7 protein-coding genes are annotated in these 6,495 nt (G+C 59.4%); 3 read left to right on the forward strand and 4 right to left on the reverse strand.

Translation table 11 applies throughout. The features are described 5' to 3' along the window. The 3 genes from Q7T10_RS10285 to aliA all read right to left on the reverse strand — a co-directional run. Nucleotides 1–198: acyl-CoA dehydrogenase family protein (locus tag Q7T10_RS10285; RefSeq protein ID WP_304747889.1), on the reverse strand; the 198-nt coding region annotated here is incomplete at its 3' end. A gap of 157 nt (nucleotides 199–355) precedes the next feature. Then, nucleotides 356–1,147, reverse strand: coding sequence for an enoyl-CoA hydratase (locus Q7T10_RS10290; protein WP_304747890.1), 792 nt, complete (start codon nucleotides 1,145–1,147; stop codon nucleotides 356–358). After that, nucleotides 1,144–2,772 (reverse strand): cyclohexanecarboxylate-CoA ligase, encoded by a 1,629-nt coding sequence (gene aliA, locus Q7T10_RS10295; RefSeq protein WP_304747892.1) that lies wholly within the window; start codon nucleotides 2,770–2,772, stop codon nucleotides 1,144–1,146. Before aliA ends, Q7T10_RS10290 begins: the two co-directional genes overlap by 4 nt. Before the next feature lie 275 nt (nucleotides 2,773–3,047). On the opposite strand from aliA, the gene aliB reads away from it, so the two are divergent. Then, nucleotides 3,048–4,196, forward strand: a complete 1,149-nt coding sequence (aliB, locus tag Q7T10_RS10300) for a cyclohexanecarboxyl-CoA dehydrogenase (RefSeq protein WP_304747893.1) — start codon at nucleotides 3,048–3,050, stop codon at nucleotides 4,194–4,196. Here aliB and Q7T10_RS10305 read toward each other — a convergent pair. Next, a complete protein-coding gene (locus Q7T10_RS10305; protein WP_304747894.1) occupies nucleotides 4,193–4,663 on the reverse strand; it encodes a MarR family winged helix-turn-helix transcriptional regulator in 471 nt (156 codons plus the stop codon). The genes aliB and Q7T10_RS10305 overlap by 4 nt on opposite strands. A 91-nt stretch (nucleotides 4,664–4,754) precedes the next feature. On the opposite strand from Q7T10_RS10305, the gene Q7T10_RS10310 reads away from it, so the two are divergent. Together Q7T10_RS10310 and badI are read left to right on the forward strand one after the other, a co-directional pair. Continuing rightward, nucleotides 4,755–5,522, forward strand: a complete 768-nt coding sequence (locus tag Q7T10_RS10310; protein ID WP_304747896.1) for a glucose 1-dehydrogenase — start codon at nucleotides 4,755–4,757, stop codon at nucleotides 5,520–5,522. 45 nt (nucleotides 5,523–5,567) lie between these two features. Further along, on the forward strand, nucleotides 5,568–6,365 hold the full coding sequence (gene badI, locus Q7T10_RS10315; RefSeq protein WP_370653754.1) for a 2-ketocyclohexanecarboxyl-CoA hydrolase: 798 nt from the start codon (nucleotides 5,568–5,570) through the stop codon (nucleotides 6,363–6,365). Nucleotides 6,366–6,495 lie beyond the last annotated feature (130 nt).

Below are 6,495 nucleotides of genomic sequence, written 5' to 3' on the forward strand. Positions count from 1 at the left end.
CGGACCGAGCAGGCCGAGCGCACCCATTTCACGGAAGATGGCGACATCGGTTTTTTCAGCGCGAAAGGCTTCGATCACGCGCGGCTGCAGCTGGTCCTGGCAATACGCGGCGGAAGCATCGCGCACCATGCGTTCGTCATCGCTGAGTTGCTGGTCGAGCAAAAAGGGGTCTTGCCAGTTGAAGGCGGTGTGGGCCATGAGAGTTCTCCAATTGAAAATATAAATTCGATTTGATGCGGCAATGGCCGCGGACAGCGCTTGATCGCGAACGGGGCATGGCAAACGCCAACAACATGGCGTGACCCACTCAACAGCTGAAAGGGCTAACAGACCACGTTGTGGATCCCATGTTTATTCAGCGGTGAACAAAGTTCGGCACCCGTTTTTCTACAAAGGCGTGCATGCCTTCCTTTTGGTCTTGCAGCGCGAAGCTGGCGTGCAACATGCGCCGTTCAAACCAGATACCTTCACTCAGCGGACTCTCGAACGCCCGATTGACGGTTTCCTTCATCATCATGAGCGCGGGCAGGGAGTAGCTGGCAATTTTTTGCGCTATGACCAACGTTTCCTCCAGCAGGCTGTCGGCCGGCAACACACGCGACACCAGGCCAGCGCGCAGGGCTTCCTGCGCATCCATCAAACGCCCGGTCATGCACAAGTCCATCGCCAGGGCCTTGCCCACGGCACGCGGCAAACGCTGCGTACCGCCGGCGCCCGGCAGGGTGCCAATCTTGATTTCCGGTTGCCCGAAACGCGCCGTCTCGGACGCAAAGACCATATCGCACATCATGGCCAACTCGCAGCCGCCGCCCAGAGCAAAGCCGGACACGGCTGCAATCACCGGCTTGCGAAAGGTGCGCAGCCGTTCCCAGTTGCGGGTGATGAAGTCCGTGGTGTAAGCCTCGGCAAAGTCCATGTGTTGCATGGCAACGATATCGGCACCAGCCGCAAACACTTTCTCGGAACCCGTCAGCACCGCGCAACCAATACCGGCGTCGGCTTCCAGCCGGTCCAGCGCATCGCGCAGGCCGTTCATCACTGCATCGTTCAAGGCATTCATGGCATCGGGCCGATGGATGCGGATCAGGCCAACGCGGCCCTGCACTTCGAGCTGGATCACCTCATCGGTACGCATGGGAGCGCTCATGTGCTTTCTCCAAACACCTTGGCCGCTTCGCGCAGCTTGAACTTCTGCAGCTTGCCACTGGGCGTCTTGGGCAAGTCCTCCATGAGTTCCAGCCGCTCAGGGTGGTATTGGCGGGTGACCTGGTTGTCCGACAGGTAGCGGCTCATGTCCTCCAGTGTGAAGCTGTGGCCAGGCCTGACCGTGACAAACGCACAGGCCTTCTCGCCCAGGCGTGCATCGGGGTAACCGACGATGGCGACCATCGCCACGGAGGGGTGCTTGTAGAGCAGGTTTTCAATTTCCATGACCGGGATGTTTTCGCCGCCACGAATGATCAGGTCCTTGCTGCGGCCATTGATGCGAACGTAGCCTTCAACATCCAGGAACGCCATATCACCGGTGTCAAACCAGCCGTCGGCATCGGTCGCGTTCAGGTGCGGGCGTTTGAGGTAACCGGCAAACAGCGAGCAGCCGCGCACCAGCAGACTGCCGGTTTGCCCTGCCGGCAGCGACCGACCATCGACATCCACCACCTTCAGCTCAATGCCCGGCAGCGGGCGACCATCGGTGTTACCGGATTTTTCATTCGTGCGGGCGGGCTCGGTCACGGTCACGGCGCCGCACTCGGTCATGCCCCAGGCCGAGCTGACTGCCAGGCCTAATATTTTGCGGGCACGCTCGATCAGCACCGGCGGAATCGGCGCCCCGGCGCAGCAGAAATTGGCAAACTGGGGCGACACCGGACCGCCCGCTTCAGCCGCGTTGCACAAGTCAACCACGAAGGGGCTGGAGGCCATGCTGAAGGTAATGCCCTCGTCGCGGATCAACTCCAGCGCCTGGCGGGGCTCCCAGATGTCTTGCAGCACGGTGGTGGCATTGAGGATCAACGGGATCATCACCAGATAGCCAAAGCCGGTCAGGTGCGCCATGGGCGACGCGCCCAGGATCACATCCTTCTGTGTTAATCCATAGGCCTCGATGTAGCCATGCAGATTGGAAAACAGCGTGTTGGAGGTATGCATCACGCCCTTCGGTTCACCCGTGGTGCCCGAGGTGTACATCAGCAGCAACACCTCATCCGGCGCCAGGCCTTCGCCCGTGAGTGCCGGGGTGTCATCGCGCAGCAGCAGCGCGTCGAAACTGTCGGCGCCTTCGCCATTCAACACCACCAGGTGCTGCAGAAAAGGCAGCTCACCGCGCATGCCATTGGCCATGGCCTCGTAGTCAAAGCCCTTGTAACTCTTGGGCACGATGAAGACTTTGGACTCGCCAAAGTCCAGCATGAACTTGAGCTCGCGCTGGCGGAAGATCGGCATGATCGGATTTGCCACGGCCCCAATGCGCGCGCAAGCCAGCGACAGGGCAATGAACTCCCACCAGTTGGGCAGCTGCCAGCTCACCACATCGCTGTGACCGGCGCCCAGCGCGGTCAAACCGCGGGCAATGCGATCGACCTGCCGGTCCAGTGCCCGATAACTCAGGCGCACAGGCTGTGGCACATCACTGCGGTAAGCCACCACCGCCGTATGGTCCGGACAGTTTTGCAAGGCCTGGGCCATGAAATGGTTGATGGTCTGGTGGCGCCAAAAGCCCGCCGCGGTCATGGCCGCCTGGCGGGGCGAAATCAAAACAGGATCGAATTGCACAGGAGTCTCCTTTAGTCATGGGATGCGCAATGCGGGTGCAAAATGCCCCCTGCAAAACACGCAATGCGACAATGTATTGCTATATGTGCTTTTTAGCAATCCCTCTCCGACATGAAAACCCCACCTTAATTACTAGGGAATTCCCCTATATAACCACAATTACTGGCTTGAAAAGCAAATCAAAACCAATTTATCTAAACGCATTTAAGTAAATACATTGACATTGTTTGCAATTCGTTCTTAAACTTCGTCCATTGAATTAAAAGGAGACTGCAATGGACTTCAACCTGAGTGACGACCAGCAGGCACTGGTAGACAGCGCCCGCCGCTTTGCGAAACAAAAACTGGCCCCGGGCTATCGGGTGGGTGACAAAACGGGCCGCGTGGACCGGGCTATGGTCAAGGCCATGGGCGATATGGGCTTTCTCGGCCCGGAGCTGCCTGAAGCCTACGGCGGCCTGGGTGTGGACTGCGTCACCAGCGGCCTGCTGCTGGAACAGATTGCCTATGGCGACTTCAACATGTCGTATATCAATCTCCTGACCTCCTTGTGCGGGCAAATCATTGCCACCCATGCCCAGGACTATTTGAAAGAACGCTGGCTCAGACCCATCCTGGCGGGTGAAAAGCTTGTTGCCATTGCCTTAACCGAGCCCAGCGCCGGATCAGACGCCGCCCGCCTGAAGCTCAAGGCCGTCCGCGATGGCGATCACTTTGTGATCAACGGCGAAAAAACCTCCATCTCACTGGCCGACCAGTCCGACGTGGCGGTGGTATTTGCCCGCACCGGCACCGACAAAGACGGCGCCAAGGGCATCAGTGCCTTTCTGGTGCCCATGGACTTGGCCGGCCTGACCCGCACGGCGTTTGACGATGTGGGCACCCGCGCGGTGGGACGCGGTTCGATCTTCTTTGACAACGTGCGCGTGCCCGCCGACCACATGCTGGGTGATGAAGGCAAGGGCTTCATCCAGGTGATGCAGGGCTTTGACTACAGCCGCGCGCTGATCGGCCTGCAATGCCTCGGAGTGGCGCGTGCCTCACTGGACGAAAGCTGGGAATACGCCAAAGGTCGGGAAACTTTTGGCCAACCCATCATCGAGCGCCAAGGCGTGAGCTTTCCGCTGGCCGAAGCTGAAACCTATCTGGAATCGCTGCGCTGGCACTGCCTGCGCACCTTATGGCTCAAGGACAACGGTAAACCGCACACCGCCGAAGCGGCCATGTGCAAATGGTGGGGTCCCAAACTGGCCTGCGAAATCATCCATCAGTGCCTGCTCACGCACGGCCACGGCGGCTATGCCAGCGACTACGCATTCGCACAGCGCTACCGGGACGTACTGGGCCTGCAGATTGGGGACGGTACCGCCAACATCATGAAGATGATCATCGCGCGCGAAAAGTCCGGCATGCGCCTGACTTAAAGCTTGGACATATTGTTTTGCAGTTTGGTGAAGTAATGGATAAACGCCACCCGGTCATCGAACGACAGGCCTTTCAGGGCCTCATCGTAGAAGTTGTGAATGGGGTCTTGCAGCTGTTGCCACAGTACCTCGCCCTGCGCGCTGAGTTTGACGGTGCGCGAACGGCGGTCGTCCTCACTGGTGACGCGTTCGATCAAGCCATCACGCTCCAGCCGCGACAACAGGCCCGTCAGGTTCTGGCGGCTCATCAGCAAAAAGCGGGACAGGTCACCAATCGACATGCCGCCGGTCACATTGGGCCGCGACAGGGCGCCCAGCACCGACCACCGTTGCGTCGTCATGCCGAATTGTTCGACGGCCTGACTGCCCTTGGTATGCAGCGTGTTGGCAACTTGAAACAGGCGAAAGAACAACCGGTTGTTGATTTCGTGAATCGCGTGGTTTTTCTCGGTGCGCAGATCGGACATGGGATGGTTCAGCAAACAGGACAGCGGTCATCGTAAGCGATGACTTGACACAGACAGACAAATTTTTTGATTTTTTAACAGGAGAAAAGTAATGCGCGGACTTAAAGACAAAGTGGTATTGGTAACCGGCGGCGGCGGCGGCATTGGCGCAGCAACCTGCAAGCGCTTCGGCGAAGAAGGTGCCAAAGTTGCCGTGGTGGACATCAACCCGACCGCTGCCGAAGGCGTGGTCAAAGACATCGTTGCAGCCGGCGGCAAGGCCCAGGCTTTTGTGGTGGACCTGACCAATCAAGAGCAAGTCATTGCGGGCGTCGCCGCCATTGAAGCCGCCTTGGGTCCCATTGACGTGTTGGTCAACAACGCAGGCTGGGACCGTGCTGGCAACTTCCTCAAAACCGACAAGGCGCTGTGGGAACAGATCGTCGCCATCAACCTGTATGGCTCGCTGCACATGCACCATGCCGTGCTTCAAGGCATGTCGGAACGTGGCCGTGGCCGTGTGGTGAACGTAGCCTCCGATGCAGCCCGTGTCGGCTCCTCGGGCGAAGCGGTGTATGCACTGTGCAAAGGCGGCATGATCGCGTTCTCCAAAACCATCGCCCGCGAACTCTCGCGCAAGCAAATCAACGTCAACGTGGTCTGCCCCGGCCCGACCGACACCGCGCTGTTTGCCGACTTCGCCGGTGACGGCGAGCAGGCCGACAAGCTGCGCCAGGGTCTGGCCCGCGCCATTCCGTTTGGCCGACTGGGTCAGCCGGGCGACCTGCCGGGTGCCATCGCATTTTTGGCCAGCGACGACGCGGCCTTCATCACCGGCCAGGTCATCAGCGTCTCCGGCGGCCTGACCATGGTCGGCTAACTCTCTAACTAGCTAACTCTGTACCCCACCCACAAGGAAATCAAAATGGAAATGACAACCCCCGTCTACACCGACATCCTGTACACCAAGGCTGACGGCATCGCCACCATCACCATCAACCGGCCCAAGGCCTACAACGCTTTCACGGCCAACACCTGCGAGGAAATGATCCACGCCTTCAAGGACGCGGACTGGGACAGAAGCATTGGCGTGGTCGTTTTGACCGGCGCCGGCGAGAAGGCCTTTTGCACCGGCGGCGACCAGGGCACGCAAGACGGCGGCTACGGTGGCCGTGGTGTCATCGGTCTGCCGATTGAAGAATTGCAAAGCGCCATCCGTGACTGCAACAAGCCCGTGATTGCCCGTGTCAACGGTTTTGCGATTGGCGGCGGCAATGTGCTGGTCACCATTTGTGACTTGGCCATCGCCTCAGAAAATGCTCAGCTCGGCCAGGCGGGCCCCCGTGTGGGCTCCGTCGATCCCGGCTTTGGCACCGCTTTGCTGGCTCGTGTGGTGGGCGAGAAGAAAGCGCGAGAAATCTGGTACCTGTGCCGCCGCTACACCGCGCAGGAAGCGCTGGCCATGGGCCTCGTGAACGCCGTGGTGCCACTCGACCAGCTGGACGCCGAAGTGCGCAAATGGTGTCTTGAGATCGTGGAAAAGAGCCCCACCGCCATTGCGCTGGCCAAGAAGTCTTTCAACGTCGACACCGAAATGATCCGCGGCATGGGCGGTCTGGCCATGCATGCGCTCAAGCTGTACTACGAAAGCCCGGAGTCGGCCGAAGGTGGCAACGCTTTCCGTGAAAAGCGCAAACCCGAGTTCCGTAAATACGTCAAGTAACCCACCGGAAGAACACCATGATCAGAGACTCAGAAACCCTTACTTTGTTGCTCGACACCATTGGGCGCTTTGTGCGCGAGAAGCTGGTGCCGCAAGAAGCACACGTTGGCGAAACCGACCAGATCCCCGA

The organism is Rhodoferax sp., from assembly GCF_030646845.1.
Classification (GTDB): Bacteria; Pseudomonadota; Gammaproteobacteria; order Burkholderiales; family Burkholderiaceae_C; genus Rhodoferax.

Coding starts and splice junctions, on each gene's coding strand:
- aliB (WP_304747893.1), top strand. CDS start 3,048: ATGGACTTCAACCTGAGTGACGACCAGCAGGCACTGGTAGACAGCGCC.
- Q7T10_RS10305 (WP_304747894.1), bottom strand. CDS start 4,663: ATGTCCGATCTGCGCACCGAGAAAAACCACGCGATTCACGAAATCAAC.
- badI (WP_370653754.1), top strand. CDS start 5,568: ATGGAAATGACAACCCCCGTCTACACCGACATCCTGTACACCAAGGCT.
- Q7T10_RS10290 (WP_304747890.1), bottom strand. CDS start 1,147: ATGAGCGCTCCCATGCGTACCGATGAGGTGATCCAGCTCGAAGTGCAG.
- Q7T10_RS10310 (WP_304747896.1), top strand. CDS start 4,755: ATGCGCGGACTTAAAGACAAAGTGGTATTGGTAACCGGCGGCGGCGGC.